This window comes from Streptomyces griseosporeus, from assembly GCF_014656055.1.
GTDB classification, from domain to species: Bacteria; Actinomycetota; Actinomycetes; order Streptomycetales; family Streptomycetaceae; genus Streptomyces; species Streptomyces griseosporeus.
In genome coordinates, this window is sequence record NZ_BNBR01000004.1 from 746,446 (window position 1) to 764,024 (window position 17,579).

The window sequence follows — 17,579 nt, forward strand, 5'->3', positions numbered from 1 at the left end:
GCCGTTAACGTCTGACCGGGACGACTTCCCCCCAAGACAGCCCCGGCCCGGGACCTGACCCCGGGCCGGGGCTCGTGACGTCCGCGGCGCATGTGGCAGACTCCCGGGCCGACGCGCAGCCGGTGACGGGGGACAGGACATGTATCCGCAGGGACAGCAAGGGCCGTATCAGCAGCCGCAGCAGCAGCCGTACGGGTACGGACAGCAGCCGTACCAGCCGTACCCGCCGCAGCCGCAGCCCTACGGACAGCAGCCGTACCAGCCCTACCCGCCGCAACAGCCGTACGGGCAGCAGCCGTACGCCCCGCAGCCCCAGGCCCCGCAGATGAGCCTCGGCGAAGGGCGGATGCAGATCGACCCGACGCTCAACGCCGGGCAGCGCGAGCTGGTCGTCAGGATCCAGCAGCAGTCGAAGATGTTCGCGATCGGCCTCGTCCTCGGCGTCCCGCTCACCTTCGGCGGCGCGCACTACGGCATCACCGAGAAGCCGGCCGGTTTCGCCGGCGCGGGCGTCGGGCTGCTCCTGATGGCCCTCGGCACCCTCGCCATGACGCGGATGCGCACCCTCCGGCAGCAGCTGCGGGTCATCACCCCGGACGCCTGGCGCTCCCCGGCCGCCCATCTGCCCGGCGCCCGCCAGGCCGCCACCCTCGCCGCCTACGTCAACGGCGTCCTGGCGCTGCTCTCCCTCGGCGCCGCGGTCTGGCTGCTGGTGAAGGGCGCCGGCTGGGGCGCGTACGGCAACTCCTTCGGCTTCGGCGCCCTCGTGCTCGGCGCGTCGATCCCGCTCGGCATGGGCCTGGCCGCCGCAAGCACGATCCCGCAGCTCCTGCAGGTCATCCCGGCCGGAGCCAAGGTGGGCCGCAGCCTGTACTCCATCCTCATGGTGCTCGGCGCGACCATGCTCATCAACGGGGTCAAGGGCGCCGACCCGGCCGGCCTGGCCGTCGGCGGCGCCGTCACCGCCGTCTGCCTGGGCGCCATGGCCCTGCTGGGCAGGGCCGCCAAGCGCATGCGGGGCGAGCAGGGCTGACCGGCGGCACGCCCACCGGCTAGCGCGCGCCGAAGCCGTACACCGTCTCCGAGCGGTACACCTCGCCCGGCCGCAGCACCGTGCCGGGGAACTCCGGCCGGTTCGGGGAGTCGGGGAAGTGCTGGGTCTCCAGTGCGACGCCCTCGTTCGGGGCGAACGGCTCGCCCAGGTGGTCGGCGGTGTACAGCTGCAGGCCCGGCTCGGTCGTCGCCACGGTCAGCACACGCCCGGACGCCGGGTCGAACAGCTCCGCCACCTCCACCGGCCGGTCGGTGACGCCCTTGTCCAGGACGAAGTTGTGGTCGTAGCCGGAGCCCGTCTTGCGGGGCGTACGGAAGTCGAAGCGGGTGCCGGTGACGTCCGCCAGCTCGCCCGTGGGGATGGCGGCGGCGTCGACGGGGGTGTAGCGGGAGGCGGCCAGCCGCAGCTCGTGCCCGCCCGCGTGACCGCCGCCCGACAGGTTGAAGTAGCTGTGGTTGGTGAGGTTCACCGGGGTCGGCGCGTCCGTGACGGCCTCGTAGGCCAGGTGCAGCGCGCCGGAGGCGTCCAGGGTGTACGTCGCCGTGACCTCCAGACGGCCCGGGAAGCCCTCCTCGCCGTGCGGGGAGACACGGCTGAGGCGCACCCCGTGCTCGACCGGTTCGACGTCCCACACGCGCTTGTCGAAGCCGCGCGCGCCGCCGTGCAGCAGGTTGGGCCCCTCGTTCGGCGCGAGCGCGTACGTCCGCCCGTCCAGGGTGAAGCGGGCGCCCGCGATCCGGTTGGCGTACCGCCCGACCAGCGCGCCGAGATACGGCTCCGGATGGGCGAGGTAGCCGTCCAGGTCCGGGAACCCCAGCACGACGTGCCCGGTCACGCCCTCCCGGTCCGGGGCCTCCACCGACTGCACGGTCCCGCCGTACGACAGCACCCGCACGCGCACGCCCGCGCGCTCCAGCGTCCACCGGTGGACCGGAGTGCGATCGGAAAGTGTGCCGAAAAGTTCGCTCATGGAGCAGACATTAGGACACGGGAGCCTCCGCGGTGACGGTGCGGTACGCGATCTCCGCCAGTCGGGCCTGCCCGTCGGTGCTCGGGTGGAACCAGTCCCAGTGGCTCAACTGGTCGGTGCCGAACCGGTAGGCGTACACCGCGCCGCCGTCGAAGCGGCAGTACCGGTCCTTGGCGCACACCTCCTCCAGCACCCCGTTGTAGGCCTCCACCCGCTGCTGCACCGTGTCCCGGCGCAGGTTCGCCGCCGCGTCCAGCGCGTCCGCGTCGCCCAGCATGGACGGGCAGATGCCCAGCTTCCAGATCTGCTTGCCCAGCGGGTTGGTACGGCCCTGTGACCACAGACGCTTCAGGTTCGGCACGCTCGCCACGTACACCTGCGTCCTCGGCGCGCCGGCGCGCAGTGTGCGCAGCGCCCGCTCGAACTGGGCGCGGAAGTCCGCCACCGGCGTCATCTGCGAGGTGGCGTCCCGGCAGGCGTCGTTGGCGCCCGCCATCACCGTCACCAACTGCGGCCTGCGCGCCGCCGCCCGCGCCATCTGGCCCGCCAGGTCGGCCATCCGGGCACCCGTCACCGCGTAGTTCCAGCTGTGCGTGGCCGCCCGCGCCTGACCCAGCAGACGCACCGCGAGGGAGTCGACGGCCGTGCTGGTGCCCGTCGCCCAGGACACCTCCGGGCAGTCCGACAGCACCGAGCAGGCGTCGAAACCGCGCGTGATCGAGTCCCCGACGGCCGCGATCGAGTCCGGGCTGCGGTTCCACGACGGCGTCGGACTCGCCGAAGGACGCGACGCCCGGTCCGGCCCGCCGGAGGACCCGGGGGAGTGGTCACCGGCCGCGTCGCACCCCGCGGCCCCCAGCACCACGGCCACCACGACGGCCAGCCCCGCCCGCGCCCGGCGGCTTGGTTTCCGCATCCCTGCTGACCCCCTCGGCCCCGACGACAGAACGCTCCCCTCCATGACAACGCGCGAGGGTTCCCCGGTCGTGCCGTGCAACGGCTCACACCCCCACAAGCGTCCCCCTGGGTGAATGGCGGAGGTTTCGGGGCACCGGGACCGACGGTACGTCACACTCCTCGCGCCGCCGCACGGTAGCCTCGCCATCAACGTGGCAGCCCTGCCGCCGCCGCTGTGCCAGCCTGCAAGACGACCCGCCTGCCCGGAGGTCCCGGTGACGACACGTGGAGTTCTGTACGTGCACTCCGCGCCGCGCGCGCTGTGCCCGCACGTCGAGTGGGCCGTCGCCGGGGTGCTCGGCACGCGCGTCAACCTCGACTGGATCCGGCAGCCCGCCGCGCCCGGCACCTGGCGCTCGGAGTTCTCCTGGCAGGGCGAGGCCGGCACCGCCTCCAAACTCGCCTCCGCGCTGCGCGGCTGGCACCTGCTGCGCTTCGAGGTCACCGCCGAGCCCTGCGCCACCGCCGAGGGCGAGCGCTACTCCTGCACCCCCGACCTCGGCATCTTCCACGCCGTCACCGGCATCCACGGCGACATCCTCATCCCCGAGGACCGCCTGCGCGCCGCCCTGCTGCGCAGCCAGCGCGGCGAGACCGACCTGGAGGCCGAGCTGTCCAAGCTGCTCGGCAAGCCCTGGGACGACGAACTGGAGCCCTTCCGCTACGCGGGCGAGGGCGCCCCGGTCCGCTGGCTGCACCAGGTGGTCTGACACACCGTCGCCGGAGTACGGAAGGGGCCCCACCTCGAAAGGTGGGGCCCCTTCACGCACGTACGAAGGTCGCTCAGATCGTGCGGAACGCCAGCACCACGTTGTGCCCACCGAACCCGAACGAGTCGTTCAGGGCCGCGATGCGGCCGTCGACGGGCAGTTTCCGCGCCTCGTCGCGCACGATGTCCGCGTCGACCTCGGGGTCGAGGGTGACCACATTGATGGTCGGCGGAGCCAGCCGGTGGTACAGGGCCAGCACCGACGCCACCGACTCGATGCCGCCCGCGCCGCCCAGCAGGTGACCGGTCATCGACTTGGTCGCCGAGATCGCCATGTGGTCGACATCCGAGCCGAAGGCCTTCCGCAGCGCCTTGATCTCACCGATGTCGCCCTGCGGCGTCGACGTCGCGTGCGCGTTGACGTGCACGATCTCCGCCGGGTCCAGGTCGGTGTTCTCCATCAGGTGCTGCAGCGCGGCCGCGATACCGGTGCCCGACGGCTCCGGCTGCGTGATGTGGTGCGCGTCGGCGGAGATGCCCTGGCCGACCGCCTCCACGTAGATCCGGGCCCCGCGCGCCCTGGCGTGCTCCTCCGACTCCAGCACGATCACTCCGGCGCCCTCACCGAGGACGAAGCCGTTGCGGTCGACGTCGAAGGGGCGCGAGGCGCCCTGCGGGTCGTCGTTGTTCTTCGACATCGCCATCATGTTGCCGAACGCGGCGATGGGCAGCGGGTGGATCGCCGCCTCCGTACCGCCGGCGACGACGACGTCGGCGCGGCCGGTGCGGATCATCTCGATGGCGTAGCCGATGGCCTCGGCGCCGGACGCGCACGCCGAGACGGGGGTGTGCACACCGGCCTGCGCACCCAGCTCGATGCCGACGTTGGCGGCCGGCGAGTTGGGCATCAGCATCGGCACGGTGTGCGGGGAGACCCGCCGCACACCCTTCTCGCGCAGGATGTCGTACTGGTCCAGCAGCGTGGTCACGCCGCCGATGCCGGAGGCGACGACCGCGCCCAGCCGGTGCGGGTCGACCGAGGCGTCCTCGCCGGCCCGGCCGGTGAACCCGGCGTCCTTCCACGCCTCCTGGGCCGCGATCAGCGCGAACTGCGCCGAGCGGTCCAGCTTGCGCGCCTGCGGGCGAGGGATGACCTCACCCGGGTCGACGGCGATCTGCGCGGCGATACGGACCGGCAGTTCCGCCGCCCATTCCTGCTCCAGCGGGCTGACGCCGGAACGACCGGCGATCAGACCCTCCCAGGTAGAGGCTGCGTCGCCACCCAGCGGTGTGGTTGCGCCGATACCGGTGACGACCACGGTGCGATTGGTCGGGCTCACGGGAAATCTTTCTCCAACGGATCAGAGGATCGAGCGGCGCCACCGCCGGGTGGCGGGGCCGGGGCTACCCGGCCCGTGACTCAGGCCTGGTGCTTGAGGATGTAGTCGGTCGCGTCGCCGACGGTCTTGAGGTTCTTGACGTCGTCGTCCGGGATCTTGACGTCGAAGCGCTCTTCGGCGGCGACGACGACCTCGACCATGGACAGCGAGTCGACGTCCAGGTCGTCGGTGAAGGACTTGTCCAGCTGGACGTCCTCAACCGGGATCCCGGCGATCTCGTTCACGATCTCGGCGAGACCGGCGACGATCTCTTCCTGAGTGGCGGCCATGTTGGCGCTCCTTCGTTGATATTCCTGAGGGTGTAGCGGTACCCACCGTGTCCGGACCGTGTGATCCGGCACGGAGTGCCTAGGGGAGAGTAACGACCGTCGCGGCGTACACGAGACCCGCCCCGAATCCGATGACGAGTGCGGTGTCGCCGCTCTTCGCCTCTCCGGTCGCCAGGAGCCGCTCCATCGCGAGCGGGATCGAGGCGGCCGAGGTGTTGCCGGTGGTGCGGATGTCACGGGCGACCGTGACCGACTCCGGCAGCTTGAGCGTCTTCGCCAGCGAGTCGATGATCCGCTCGTTGGCCTGGTGCGGAATGAAAACGTCCAGCTCGTCCGAGGTGATCCCGGCCGCGTCCAGCGCCTGCTGGGCGACCTTCGCCATCTCGAACACGGCCCAGCGGAAGACCGCCTGGCCCTCCTGGGTGATCGCCGGGAACCGCTCGACCACGCCCTCGCGGTAGTCGGTCCACGGCACGGTCTGCTTGATGGTCTCCGACTTGTCGCCCTCGGAGCCCCACACGGTCGGGCCGATCGCCGGCTCCTGCGAGGGGCCGACGACGACCGCGCCGGCGCCGTCACCGAACAGGAAGGCCGTCGCGCGGTCCTCCAGGTCGGTCAGGTCGCTCAGCCGCTCCACGCCGATGACCAGCACGTACTCCGCCGAACCCTCGACGATCATGCCCTTGGCGAGGGTGAGGCCGTAGCCGAAGCCGGCGCAGCCCGCCGAGATGTCGAAGGCCGCGGCCTTGTCCGTGCCCAGCTTGTCGGCGATCTCCGTCGCCACGGCGGGGGTCTGCTTGAAGTGCGTGACCGTCGAGACGATCACCGCGCCGACCTGCTCGGCGGAGATCCCGGCGTCGGCGATCGCCTTGCCGGACGCCTCGATCGACATCGCGGCGACGGTCTCCTCGTCGTTCGCCCAGTGCCGGGTCTGGATGCCCGAGCGCGAACGGATCCACTCGTCGGACGAGTCGATCTTCTCCAGGATCACCTCGTTGGGCACGACCCGGGTCGGGCGGTAGCCGCCGACACCGAGGATGCGCGCGTACGGGGCGCCCTTGCCGGCCTTGATCTTCGCCATGTTCGAATCGGCTCCTTGGGCGTCTCAGGCGTGCTCTGCGATGAGGTCGCGGGCCGCGTCGAGGTCGTCGGGGGTCTTCAGGGCCAGCGTCGCCACGCCCGGCAGGGCGCGCTTGGCGATCCCGGTGAGGGTGCCGCCCGGGCACACCTCGATGAGGGCGGTGACGCCCAGCTCCTGGAAGGTCTCCATGCACAGGTCCCAGCGGACCGGGTTGGCGACCTGGCCGACCAGGCGCGAGACGACCTCGTCGCCGGTCGCGACGGTCCGGCCGTCCTTGTTCGAGACGTACGTGACCTTCGGGTCGGCCGGCGTCAGGGCCTGCGCGGCCTCCGCCAGCTTGTCGACCGCGGGGGCCATGTGGTGCGTGTGGAAGGCGCCGGCGACCTTCAGTGCCACGACGCGGCGGACGCCCTCGGGCTTGTCCGTCTCCAGCGCGGCGAGCTGCTCCAGGGTGCCCGCGGCCACGATCTGACCGGCGCCGTTGACGTTGGCCGCGGTCAGGCCGAGCTTCTCCAGGTGCGGCAGCGTGGTCTCCGGGTCGCCGCCGAGCAGCGCCGACATGCCGGTCGGGGTGATCGCGGCGGCCTCCGCCATCGCCAGGCCGCGCTTGCGGACGAGGGTCAGCGCGGCGGTGTCGTCGAGGACGCCCGCGAACGCGGCCGCGGTGATCTCACCGACGCTGTGCCCGGCGACGGCACCGGGTGCCACCTCGCCGAGCGCGGCGGCGGACAGCAGCCCGGCGGCCACCAGCAGCGGCTGGGCCACCGCGGTGTCCCGGATCTCGTCCGCGTCGGCCTTCGTGCCGTAGTGGGCGAGGTCCAGTCCGATGGCGTCCGACCACGCGGCGACGCGGTCGGCGGCGCCGGGCAGGTCGAGCCAGGGAGTCAGGAAGCCGGGCGTCTGAGCGCCCTGGCCGGGAGCGACGAGTACGAACACTCTCACACTCTCTCTTGCAGACGGGCACGGCCGCCCGTGGGGACAAGGACGAAGAACACGAAGGGGTTTTGTGGACCCCCGACAAAGACTAGGTCTGGGGATCCCCGTCCACCAGACGCCCCAGGATCAGCGCGATGCGCAACGTGAACGCGGAGCGTACATCAGAAGGCGACCAGCCGGTGACATCTGTCACACGTCGGAGCCGGTAGCGCACGGTATTGGGGTGGACGAACAGCATCCGCGCCGCCCCCTCCAGGCTGCTCGCCTGCTCCAGGTAGACGCTCAGCGTCTCCAGCAGCGCCGAGCCCGCCTCCTCCAGCGGTCTGTAGATCTCCTCCACCAGCTGTTCGCGCGCGGTCGGATCACCGGCGATCGCGCGCTCCGGCAGCAGATCGTCCGCGAGAACCGGCCGCGGCGCGTCCTGCCAGGCCGAACACGCCTTCAGGCCCGCCGCCGCGGCCTGCGCGGACCGGGTCGCGGCCTGCAGGTCCGGTACGACCGGACCCGCCACCACCGGTCCCGCCGCGAACGGCCCGATCAGCGACTTCGCCACGGCGAGCGGATTGTCGCTGCCGCCCGCGATCACCACCAGACGGCTGCCGAGGACCCCGGTCAGCACCTGGAGCTTGGCGTGCCGGGCGGCACGGCGGATCGCCTCGACGGTCAGCTCGCTGTCCCCGTCGGGGGCCGTGCCCAGCACCACGCACACATGCTCCGGCGCGTTCCAGCCGAGCGCCGCGGCCCGGCTGACTGCGCCCTCGTCGGCCTCCCCGCTCAGCACGGCGTTGACGACCAGCGACTCAAGACGCGCGTCCCAGGCACCGCGTGCCTCGGCGGCCTGGGCGTACACCTGCGCGGTGGCGAAGGCGATCTCCCGGGCGTACACCAGCAGCGCCTCGCGCAGCACGCTCTCGTCGCCCGGCGCGGCCACCTCGTCGATGGCCGACTCCATCACCTCGATCGTGGTGCGCACCATCTCCACGGTCTGCCGCAGGGTGATCGCCCGGGTCAGCTCGCGCGGCGCCGTGCCGAAGACGTCCGTGGAGATCGCCTGCGGGGCGTCCGGGTGCCGGAACCACTCGGTGAACGCGGCGATGCCGGCCTGCGCGACCAGCCCGATCCAGGAACGGTTCTCCGGTGGCATGGCCCGGTACCACGGCAGCGTCTCGTCCATCCGCGCGATGGCCTGCGCGGCGAGGGACCCGGAGGACTTCTCCAGCCGCTTCAGGGTCGCGGAGTGCGGGTGGACGACATGCGCGGCGGCGCCGGGGTGGCGAGTTTCGGGTTCGGGCACGGGACAAGGGTGCCTTATCGGGACGGGGGCGTGTATGGCCGGGTGGCGGTCGCCCGCCCGCGGGGCGCCACGATCCACGGCCCGGCCCGGCTACCGTGGGGCCCGTGATGGTGGACGTGCAGCGAGCCGGTGAGCGGTATCCGGGGGGCGATCCGGCCGCCGGGATCGAGTCCCGGCACGCCTTTTCCTTCGGGCCGCACTACGACCCGGACAATCTCCGCTTCGGCGCGCTCATCGCCTGCAACGAGGAACGGCTGGCCCCCGGTGCCGGGTTCGACGAGCACCCGCACAGCCACACCGAGATCGTCACCTGGGTGGTGGAGGGCGAGCTGACCCACCGTGACTCGACGGGGCGGGAGAGCCTGGTGCGCGCCGGGGACCTGCAGCGGCTCAGCTCGGCGGCGGGCGTGCGGCACGTGGAGCGCAACGACGGCGACCGGCCCCTGACCTTCGTGCAGATGTGGCTGGCCCCGCTGACCCCGGGCGGCGACCCCTTCCACGAGGTCGTCCACGGCATCGCCGACTCCACCCCCTACGCCGTCCCGGAGGCCGGCGCGCTGCTCCACGTCCGCCGCCTCGGCGCGGGCGAGCGGACCGCCGTACCCGACGCGGCCCGGGTGTACGTCCATGTGGTGCGCGGCCGGGTCCTGGTGGGCGGCGAGGTGCTGGGCGCCGGGGACGCCGCGCGGGTCACCGGCGCCGAAGGGCTCGAACTGGCGGCCGAGACCGCCGCCGAGGCACTGGTGTGGGAGATGGCGGACTACTGACGGATCTCCGCCAGCACCGCCTCCGTGAACGCCGGCCAGGCCTCGATCGCCCACGGGCCGAACGCCCGGTCCGTCAGGGCCACGCAGGCCGCGCCCGCGTCCGGGTCGATCCACAGGAACGTACCGGACTGGCCGAAGTGCCCGAAGGTGCGCGGGGAGGACGACGCGCCCGTCCAGTGCGGGGACTTGCCGTCGCGGATCTCGAAGCCGAGGCCCCAGTCGTTGGGGTTCTGGTGGCCGTAGCCCGGCAGCACGCCCTTGGTGCCCGGGTACTGGACCGTCATCGCCTCGGCGACCGTGCGCGGGTCCAGCAGGCGCGGCGCCTGCACCTCCGCCGCGAACCGCAGCAGGTCCTCGACCGTCGACACGCCGTCCTTGGCGGGCGAGCCGTCCAGGGTGGTGTCCGCCATGCCGAGCGGCTCCAGCACCGCCTGCCGCAGGTACTCGGCGAACGGGATGTCCGTCGCCTTGGCCACGTGGTCGCCGAGCTGCTCGAAACCGGCGTTGGAGTACAGCCGCCGCTCGCCGGGCGCCGACATCACCCGGTGCTCGTCGAAGGCGAGGCCGGAGGTGTGGGCGAGGAGATGGCGGACCGTGGCGCCGGGCGGGCCGGCCGGCTCGTCCAGCTCGACCGCGCCCTCCTCGTACGCGACGAGCACGGCGTAGGCCGCGAGCGGCTTGGTGACCGAGGCCAGCGGGAAGCGCCGGCCGACGGGACCGTGCACCCCGAGCACACTGCCGTCGGCCCGTACGACACCCGCCGCGGCGGAGGGGACCGGCCAGTTCTCGATCGACGCGAGGCTGTTCAGCGACATGCCGTCGAGCCTAAGCGCTCACAGGCTCAGTTCCATCAAGGGGTCGGGTTTGCGCCCGAAGCCCAGCGACGCGTACAGCGGCTCCGCCTCGGCCGACGTGGTCAGCTGCACGTAGCCGGCGCCGCGGGCGCGGAACCAGTCCAGCAGTTCGCGCATGCACGCGCGCGCGTAGCCGCGGCGCCGCGCGTCCGGGTCGGTCGCCACGCTGAAGACGAAACCGGCCGTGCCCGTGGGGTGGCCCGCCCGTCCGATGCGGTACTCCAGCGTCCCCGCCACCAGCGCGGCCAGCGCCCCCGGCCGCTCGGGGTGGTCCACGACGAACGCCGCGAAGTCGCCCTCCGGGTCCGCCAGCCGCGCCCGCAGCACCGGCAGCGAGGCGGCGTGCCAGTCGGCGGGCCCCTCCGAGCGGACCGCCTCGATCATCACCTGACGCAGACGGAGCACTTCCGCGGCGTCCTCCGGCACAGCACGACGTACTAGGCTCATGCCGCCTACGGTACTTACATGTGGGGGTGTGAGTCTGCCGAATTCTCACCCGATCCGCTTGCTTGGAGTGCACTCCAAGGTCATAGCGTGGGGGACATGACGGTGATGCAGACCACGGCCACGGGCCTCACGCAGGCCGAGGAGACAGCCACCCGAACCGACATCTGCGCCGCCCCGCCGCCGCGCCACCCCCGGCCCGATGGCCAGGACCGCTACACCATCAGCGAGGTCGTCGCCTTCACCGGCCTGACCGCCCACACCCTGCGCTGGTACGAGCGGATCGGCCTGATGGACCACATCGACCGCTCGCACACCGGCCAGCGCCGCTACGCCAACCGCGACCTCGACTGGCTCGACCTCGTCGGCAAACTGCGCCTCACCGGCATGCCGGTCGCCGACATGGTGCGCTACGCCCAGCTGGTGCGCGAGGGCGACACCACCTACCAGGAGCGCCACGAGCTGCTGGAGGCGACCCGGCGGGACGTCCTGGCCCGGATCGCCGAACTCCACGACACGCTCGCGGTCCTCGACCGCAAGATCAGCTTCTACGCGGACGCCCAGCACGCCCGCGGTACCGAGAGGACACGATGACGCACGCCCCCCTCCCCACCGCCCGGCTCGGCTCCCACGGCCCCGAGGTCGGTGTCCAGGGACTCGGCTGCATGGGCATGAGCTTCGGCTACGGCCCCTCCGACGCACGGGAGTCCAGGGCCACCCTGGAGCGCGCCCTCGAACTGGGCGTCACCCTCTACGACACCGCCGACGCCTACGGGGCCGGCGACAACGAGCGCTTCCTGGCCCCGTTCCTCGCCGCGCACCGCGACGAGCTGGTCATCGCCACCAAGTTCGCCCTGTCGATCCCGCCGGACCGGCCCACCGAGCGCGTCATCCGCAACGACCCGCCCTACATCCGCCAGGCCGTCGAGGCCAGCCTGAAGCGCCTGGAGGTCGACGTGATCGACCTCTACTACATGCACCGGCGCGATGTGAACGTGCCGATCGAGGAGACCGTCGGCGTCATGGCCGAGCTGGTCCGCGAGGGCAAGGTCAAGCACCTCGGCCTCAGCGAGGTCACCGCCGCAGAGCTGCGCGCCGCGCACGCCGTGCACCCGATCGCCGCCGTGCAGTCGGAGTGGTCGCTGTTCAGCCGGGACATCGAGGCGAAGGTCGTGCCGGCCGCCGCCGAGCTGGGCGTCGCCCTCGTCCCTTACTCCCCGCTCGGCCGGGGCTTCCTCACCGGCTCCTTCGCCCGCGCCGAGGAGCTGACCGAGGGCGACTTCCGCCGCCAGCAGCCCCGCTTCACCGGCGAGAACGCGGCCGCCAACGCCGCCCTGCTGGAGCCCGTCCGCGCCGTCGCCGCCGCCCACGGCGCCTCCCTGGCGCAGATCGCCCTCGCCTGGGTCCAGCAGCGGGCCGAGGTGCACGGCCTGCCGGTGATCCCGATCCCGGGCACCCGCAGGCCGGGCCGGGTGGAGGAGAACGTGACGGCGGCGACGATCAGGCTGACGGAGGAGGAGCTGGGCCTGCTCGACCCGATCGCCGAGCAGGTGGCGGGCGGCCGGTACGCCGACATGGCGTTCACGTCCGCCGGGCGCGAGTAGCGGGGCCCGTCCCACGTGAGGGGCGGGATCGCCCCTCACAGCTCCGCCAGCAGCTCCGCCTTCTTCACGGAGAACTCCTCGTCGGTGACCAGCCCCGCCTGGTGCAGTTCCCCGAGATGCCGGATCCGCTCGGCGATGTCCGCGGGGTCCCGGCGCGCCACGGCCACCGCCGGGACCACCGCCGCCGCCCCGCGCGAGCGCACCGCGGCCAGCACCGCCGCGGCGAACGGCAGCGACTGGTGGACCGGCCCGTAGCCCAGCCCGAACACCACGGTCGACGGGTCCTGGTCGGGCTGCTGCGGCGCCGCCTCCCCGCGCAGCAGCCGCAGATGCCCCTCGAAGACCTCCGGGGAGCGCCACTCCACACCGCTCAGCTCGGTGACGGCGAAACTCTGGTCCCCGGCCTTCCACTTGGCCGACGACGCGCCCGTCCAGAACCAGCGGAAGCGGACGGTCGTCCCGTCGAAGGACGCCTTCCCGTCGTACGCCTTGAACGACAGCGGCACCTCAGGCGCGTCCACCAGGAACCGCTCCGCCGGCCCGGGCTCGCTCAGCCGGGCGCGCAGCTCGTCGGCGTAGTACTCGGCGAGGGTCTCCCGCTCGGCGGGCAGCACCAGCCGGTACGGATCGCAGGTCTCCTTCAGCTGCCCGTCGGCCGCCTCCATCAGCGGATCGGCGCCGGGCCGCGGACGGGCGTGCAGCACGACGGTGCCGCGCTTGCCCGGAGTGAGGGTCACCGCCTCGAACGCGGTGAGCGGCACCCGCCGCTCACCGAGGGCCTGGAAGAGCTTAGGTGTTCGAATCCCCCGTTCGTAGCGGATGAGCACGGAGTCGGACTCGAACTCCCAGGCGGCATGAAATCCGGCCAGTACGTCACCCATGCGGCTCATCGTATGCGGCACGTGCTCCTCCGTCGCCACCCTGCGCAGACCGCAGTTCCTGCTGTCTCTACGCGCGTTCGGCCATCGAGCTGCCGGGCAGACCGGCCCGGCACCTGTCATCGTTGTGGGCGCACTCCACCGCGTCGTATGCGCCGACCCCGATCTCCGCGAGGTTGCGCAGACTGTCCGTGCCCGGTTCGAAGTAGCCCGCGTGACCCCGGGCGTCCCGCGCCGATAGCACCCGGGCGCCGAACGCCGCCGACACCGGGTCCTCGCCGTGCCCCAGCCCGCCCAGCTCCAGATACGGCACGTCCTGCACCCAGTCGGTGGCGTCCCGCATCGCCCACACCCGCGCGGTGGTGCCCAGCCGGGCGGCCCGGGCGACCCGCATGCCGGGGCTCGCCGCCACGGCTATGTCGACGACCCGGCCGGGCATGCCTCGGGCCGCGACCCCGCACACCACCGAGCCGTAGCTGTGGCAGAACATCGACACCGGCGCCCGGCCCGGCAGCGCCCGCAGCAGGGCGTTCAGCCGTACGGCGCCGTCCTCCGCGCGCATCGCGGTCGCCGAGTCGATGCCGAGCCCGGCGGGGGAGGTGTAGTCGGCCCAGGCGATCACCGCCGTACGCGTCGCCGGGCTCGCCGCCCGCTCGGCCGCGTACAGCGACTGGGCCATGCCCACCGGGGCCGCGTACCGGCGGGTGGTGCGCTGGAAGGTCAGCAGATCGGTGTCGACACCGGGGACGATCACCGAGACCCGCTCCGCCGCGCCCAGGTCGCCGAAGACCTCCGCGGCCCGGCCCGAGCCCTCCGGATCGAAGGCGAGGATCTGGCGGCCGGCGGACATCATCGACTCGTAGCGGTGCATACGGCGGCCCGCCTCGCGCTGCCCGGCCGGGGAGAGCCGGGCGTCGTGCGTCCGCGCCCGCTCCACGTCCCGGGCCCGCCCGAGCGCGACCCGGTTGGCGCGGTAGCGCAGCTCGACCGGGGCGCCGTTCATGTTGCCGACCGCGAGCGGAAAGCGGCGGGCGAGTCCGGCGCGCTCCTCGGCGGTGAGCGAGGCGAAGAACCTGGCCAGGCGGCCGGGGGCCTCCTGCGGGTCCGGCAGTGGCCGCCCGTGGACGCTGCCGTGCTCCCACGCGGTGAGCGAGGCCTTCAGCGCGGGGGTCTCGCGGTGGTGGCGCAGCGCCGTCCACCCGGTGGTCGCCAGCATCACGAACACCACGGCCAGCGCCAGCAGTGCGCGCCAGACGTTGAGACTCGGGGAGGTGTCGAAGGAAGTCACTGGAAGGACACACTAGGAGAACGAGAGGGTCTCGCGTTAACCGAGTGACGGGGATCACGTTTCGATCAGGGAAGAGTCCCCGCGGAGGTTCGTGCGGGGGCGGTACGGCGATGATCTCAGCGGGTCCGCCAGTCCTCCGCAAGGGCCGGTCCCACCTGATCGAGGTACCGGGCGGTCAGCTCGCGGATCGCCGCCACGCCCATGTCCTCACCCGTGCTCCACTGCCGTTCCGTCACCCGGATCACGCCCGCGAACACGGCCACCACCAGCCGGGGCCGCGGGTCGGTGCGCACGTCCACGCCCTCGCGCTCGGCGAGGATCCGCGCGATGCGCTCCTCCACCTCCATCGACCGCCGCAGATGCGCGGCGAGCAGCACCGGCGTCGACTCGATCAGCCGGTACATGCGCAGGTACAGCTCCACCGGCACGACCGCCGAGACCGCCTCGCTCAGCCCGTCCCAGCCCTCGATCACCGCCTGCCGCAGCGCCTGCATCGGCGCCTCGTGCGGCGGGCGCGCCCGCACCGCCTCCACGAAGTGCGCCTCCGTCATCTCCTGGACGGCGAACGCGGCCTCCTCCTTGCTCGCGAAGTAGCGGAAGAACGTGCGCTGCGAGACGTCGACGGCCGCCGCGATGTCGTCCACGGTCGTCGCCTCGTACCCGCGGGTGGTGAACAGCTCCAGGGCCGCGCGCAGCAGCGCGTCCCGGGTGCGCTGCTTCTTGCGTTCACGCAGTGTTTCCATATGCGTCAGTATGCGTCAGTTACTGACTTGTGAATCTGTTTGTCAATTGTCAGTGGCTGTCACTAGCCTCGAACACATGACTAGTCAGACCACCGTCGACACCACGGGGCCGGGGGACAAGGCGTCATCAGCCCCGTCGGCTCCGCCGCAGGCCGCCGGGCTGCGCGGGCATCCCTGGTTCACCCTGATAACCGTGGCCGTCGGCGTCATGATGGTGGCCCTCGACGGCACCATCGTGGCGATCGCCAACCCGGCCATCCAGAAGGACCTCGGCGCCACCTTCGCGCAGGTCCAGTGGATCACCAACGGCTACTTCCTCGCCCTCGCCGTCTCCCTGATCACCGCGGGCAAGCTCGGCGACCGCTTCGGCCACCGCCAGACCTTCCTGATCGGCGTCGTCGGCTTCGCCGCCTCCTCCGGCGCGATCGGCCTGTCCGACAGCATCGCCCTGGTCGTCACCTTCCGCGTCTTCCAGGGCCTGTTCGGCGCGCTGCTCATGCCGGCCGCGCTCGGCCTGCTGCGGGCCACCTTCCCGGCCGACAAGCTCAACATGGCCATCGGCATCTGGGGCATGGTCATCGGCGCCTCCACCGCGGGCGGCCCGATCCTCGGCGGTGTGCTCGTCGAGCGCGTCAGCTGGCAGTCGGTGTTCTTCATCAACGTGCCCGTCGGCGTCCTCGCCCTCGTCCTCGGCGTGTGGATCCTGCTGGACCACCGGGCCGAGAACGCGCCGCGCTCCTTCGACCTGCTCGGCATCGCGCTGCTCTCCGCCGCGATGTTCTGCCTGGTCTGGGCGCTCATCAAGGCCCCCGACTGGGGCTGGGGCGCGGGCCGCACCTGGCTGTTCGTCGTGGCGTCCGTGGTCGGCTTCGCCCTCTTCGCGTTCTGGGAGACGCGGGTCAAGGAACCGCTGATCCCGCTCGGCCTGTTCCGCTCGGTGCCGTTGTCCGCCGGTGTCGTGCTGATGGTGCTCATGGCGATCGCCTTCATGGGCGGCCTGTTCTTCGTCACCTTCTACCTGCAGAACGTGCACGGCATGGGTCCCATCGACGCCGGCCTGCACCTGCTCCCGCTCACCGGCATGATGATCGTCGGCTCGCCGCTCGCGGGCGCGATGATCACCAAGCTCGGCCCGCGGGTGCCGTTGGCGGGCGGCATGGCCGCCACCGCGATCGCCATGTACGGCATGTCCACCCTCGACACGGACACCGGCAGCGGTGTCATGTCGCTGTGGTTCGCGCTCCTCGGCCTCGGGCTCGCGCCCGTCATGGTCGGCGCGACCGAGGTCATCGTCGGCAACGCGCCCATGGAGCTGTCCGGTGTGGCCGGCGGCCTCCAGCAGGCCGCGATGCAGATCGGCGGCAGCCTCGGTACGGCCGTGCTGGGCGCCGTGATGGCCTCCAAGGTCGACAGCGACCTGCCCGGCAACTGGAAGGACGCAGGCCTGCCGGCGCTCACCCCGGACCAGCTCGACAAGGCCTCCGAGGCGGTCCAGGTCGGCGTGCCACCGGTCGCGCCGGGGACACCGGCCGAGGTCGCGGCGAAGATCGCGGGCGTCGCGCACGACACGTTCATTTCCGGCATGAGCCTCGCGTCGCTCGTCGCGGCGGGGGTCGCCGTGGTGGCGGTGCTGGTCGCCTTCCTGACGAAGCGTGGGGAGAACGCGGAGGCGGGCGCGGGAGCGGCGCACATCTGACGCGCCGTCAAGGCAATTCCCCTATCAGGGTGAGAACGCTCAAGATTCCTCCCCTTCGGTGGGGCGGGCACGTCACAGTGGGTCAAGTCCTCCGGTACGGAATGTTCCTCGGGCACATTCCGTACGGCGGGGAGGACGGCCCGGGCTGCGGCGCGCTGCCGGAGGGGGACAGCGCGCCGAGGTCCGTGGCATACCTCGCGTGAGCCGGGTACCCGACTCCTTGAATCGACCCCGGGATTCAGGGAGTTGACGATGGCGAGCTTTGGACACGGCACGCGCAGGAACCCCCGCTCACGTGGCCGGACGTGGTCACGGACCGGGCCGGATCGCGCGACGCTCGGCATCGTCGGTGTCATCTGCGCCGTCGCCGGCTTCTTCGCGCTGGGGATCATCCTCGGGCCCGCGGCGATGGTCTGCGGCTGGCTCGCGATGAACCGCACCTGGTCGGGTTCACGGCCCTGGCAGGCCGTGGTCGCGCTGGTCCTGGGGGGCATCGACACGCTCCTGGCGGTCATCTGGCTGGCAGGGGCGGCGACGCCGGGCAACGGGTTGCTCTGACCCGGGCGCGCGGCGCCTCTGCGGGCGCGCGGGAGCTGGTCGCGCAGTTCCCCGCGCCCCTGCTGCCTGTGTGCAGT

19 protein-coding genes are annotated in these 17,579 nt (G+C 72.3%); 7 read left to right on the forward strand and 12 right to left on the reverse strand.

The annotated features are described in order from the left end of the window. Positions 1 to 139 precede the first annotated feature (139 nt). On the forward strand, positions 140 to 1,033 hold the full coding sequence (locus IE308_RS22320) for a hypothetical protein (RefSeq protein WP_190219284.1): 894 nt from the start codon (positions 140 to 142) through the stop codon (positions 1,031 to 1,033). A 19-nt stretch (positions 1,034 to 1,052) separates the two neighbouring features. Here the strand turns inward: IE308_RS22320 and IE308_RS22325 are convergent, their stop codons facing one another. Together IE308_RS22325 and IE308_RS22330 are read right to left on the reverse strand one after the other, a co-directional pair. Continuing rightward, entirely contained in the window at positions 1,053 to 2,024 is a 972-nt protein-coding gene (locus IE308_RS22325; protein WP_190219285.1) for an aldose epimerase family protein, read from the reverse strand. 10 nt (positions 2,025 to 2,034) lie between these two features. Further along, a complete protein-coding gene (locus IE308_RS22330) occupies positions 2,035 to 2,940 on the reverse strand; it encodes an SGNH/GDSL hydrolase family protein (RefSeq protein ID WP_110627959.1) in 906 nt (301 codons plus the stop codon). A gap of 256 nt (positions 2,941 to 3,196) precedes the next feature. Here IE308_RS22330 and IE308_RS22335 point away from each other — a divergent pair, with 256 nt between their 5' ends. After that, the gene (locus IE308_RS22335) at positions 3,197 to 3,691 is read left to right on the forward strand and encodes a DUF3145 domain-containing protein (RefSeq protein WP_110627958.1); all 495 of its coding nucleotides are present in this window, start codon (positions 3,197 to 3,199) and stop codon (positions 3,689 to 3,691) included. Positions 3,692 to 3,764: 73 nt separating this feature from the next. Here the strand turns inward: IE308_RS22335 and fabF are convergent, their stop codons facing one another. The 5 genes from fabF to fasR all read right to left on the reverse strand — a co-directional run bounded on the left by fabF (position 3,765) and on the right by fasR (position 8,670). Further along, positions 3,765 to 5,030, reverse strand: coding sequence for a beta-ketoacyl-ACP synthase II (gene fabF / locus IE308_RS22340; RefSeq protein ID WP_110627957.1), 1,266 nt, complete (start codon positions 5,028 to 5,030; stop codon positions 3,765 to 3,767). 80 nt (positions 5,031 to 5,110) lie between these two features. Beyond that, entirely contained in the window at positions 5,111 to 5,359 is a 249-nt protein-coding gene (locus tag IE308_RS22345) for an acyl carrier protein (protein ID WP_004931691.1), read from the reverse strand. A 79-nt stretch (positions 5,360 to 5,438) separates the two neighbouring features. After that, positions 5,439 to 6,440 carry a ketoacyl-ACP synthase III gene (locus IE308_RS22350; RefSeq protein ID WP_190219286.1) on the reverse strand — a complete coding sequence of 334 codons (1,002 nt, stop codon included), beginning with the start codon at positions 6,438 to 6,440 and terminating at the stop codon, positions 5,439 to 5,441. Between the two features lie 24 nt (positions 6,441 to 6,464). Next, positions 6,465 to 7,376, reverse strand: a complete 912-nt coding sequence (locus IE308_RS22355; protein WP_110627955.1) for an ACP S-malonyltransferase — start codon at positions 7,374 to 7,376, stop codon at positions 6,465 to 6,467. Between the two features lie 88 nt (positions 7,377 to 7,464). Then, on the reverse strand, positions 7,465 to 8,670 hold the full coding sequence (gene fasR / locus IE308_RS22360) for a fatty acid biosynthesis transcriptional regulator FasR (RefSeq protein ID WP_110627954.1): 1,206 nt from the start codon (positions 8,668 to 8,670) through the stop codon (positions 7,465 to 7,467). A gap of 107 nt (positions 8,671 to 8,777) precedes the next feature. Here fasR and IE308_RS22365 point away from each other — a divergent pair, with 107 nt between their 5' ends. Further along, complete coding sequence (locus IE308_RS22365) at positions 8,778 to 9,437, forward strand: pirin family protein (protein WP_162655713.1); 660 nt, start codon at positions 8,778 to 8,780, stop codon at positions 9,435 to 9,437. Here the strand turns inward: IE308_RS22365 and IE308_RS22370 are convergent. After that, entirely contained in the window at positions 9,431 to 10,252 is an 822-nt protein-coding gene (locus tag IE308_RS22370; RefSeq protein WP_190219287.1) for a serine hydrolase domain-containing protein, read from the reverse strand. The two genes, IE308_RS22365 and IE308_RS22370, sit on opposite strands and share 7 nt — an antisense overlap. Before the next feature lie 18 nt (positions 10,253 to 10,270). Continuing rightward, positions 10,271 to 10,738, reverse strand: coding sequence for a GNAT family N-acetyltransferase (locus IE308_RS22375; protein ID WP_190219288.1), 468 nt, complete (start codon positions 10,736 to 10,738; stop codon positions 10,271 to 10,273). A 96-nt stretch (positions 10,739 to 10,834) separates the two neighbouring features. Here IE308_RS22375 and IE308_RS22380 point away from each other — a divergent pair, with 96 nt between their 5' ends. Together IE308_RS22380 and IE308_RS22385 are read left to right on the forward strand one after the other, a co-directional pair. Further along, on the forward strand, positions 10,835 to 11,329 hold the full coding sequence (locus tag IE308_RS22380; protein WP_190219289.1) for a MerR family transcriptional regulator: 495 nt from the start codon (positions 10,835 to 10,837) through the stop codon (positions 11,327 to 11,329). Further along, a complete protein-coding gene (locus tag IE308_RS22385; RefSeq protein ID WP_190219290.1) occupies positions 11,326 to 12,339 on the forward strand; it encodes an aldo/keto reductase in 1,014 nt (337 codons plus the stop codon). Before IE308_RS22380 ends, IE308_RS22385 begins: the two co-directional genes overlap by 4 nt. Before the next feature lie 35 nt (positions 12,340 to 12,374). On the opposite strand, the gene IE308_RS22390 is transcribed toward IE308_RS22385, so the two are convergent. From IE308_RS22390 to IE308_RS22400, 3 genes are all read right to left on the reverse strand, one after another. Continuing rightward, on the reverse strand, positions 12,375 to 13,229 hold the full coding sequence (locus tag IE308_RS22390; RefSeq protein WP_190219400.1) for a DUF4429 domain-containing protein: 855 nt from the start codon (positions 13,227 to 13,229) through the stop codon (positions 12,375 to 12,377). A 58-nt stretch (positions 13,230 to 13,287) separates the two neighbouring features. Continuing rightward, on the reverse strand, positions 13,288 to 14,505 hold the full coding sequence (locus IE308_RS22395) for an alpha/beta hydrolase (protein ID WP_190219291.1): 1,218 nt from the start codon (positions 14,503 to 14,505) through the stop codon (positions 13,288 to 13,290). A gap of 116 nt (positions 14,506 to 14,621) precedes the next feature. Next, on the reverse strand, positions 14,622 to 15,248 hold the full coding sequence (locus tag IE308_RS22400) for a TetR family transcriptional regulator (RefSeq protein WP_190219292.1): 627 nt from the start codon (positions 15,246 to 15,248) through the stop codon (positions 14,622 to 14,624). 76 nt (positions 15,249 to 15,324) lie between these two features. Here IE308_RS22400 and IE308_RS22405 point away from each other — a divergent pair, with 76 nt between their 5' ends. Together IE308_RS22405 and IE308_RS22410 are read left to right on the forward strand one after the other, a co-directional pair. After that, positions 15,325 to 16,944 carry an MFS transporter gene (locus IE308_RS22405; protein WP_190219293.1) on the forward strand — a complete coding sequence of 540 codons (1,620 nt, stop codon included), beginning with the start codon at positions 15,325 to 15,327 and terminating at the stop codon, positions 16,942 to 16,944. 252 nt (positions 16,945 to 17,196) lie between these two features. After that, positions 17,197 to 17,502, forward strand: coding sequence for a small hydrophobic protein (locus IE308_RS22410; protein ID WP_190219294.1), 306 nt, complete (start codon positions 17,197 to 17,199; stop codon positions 17,500 to 17,502). Positions 17,503 to 17,579 lie beyond the last annotated feature (77 nt).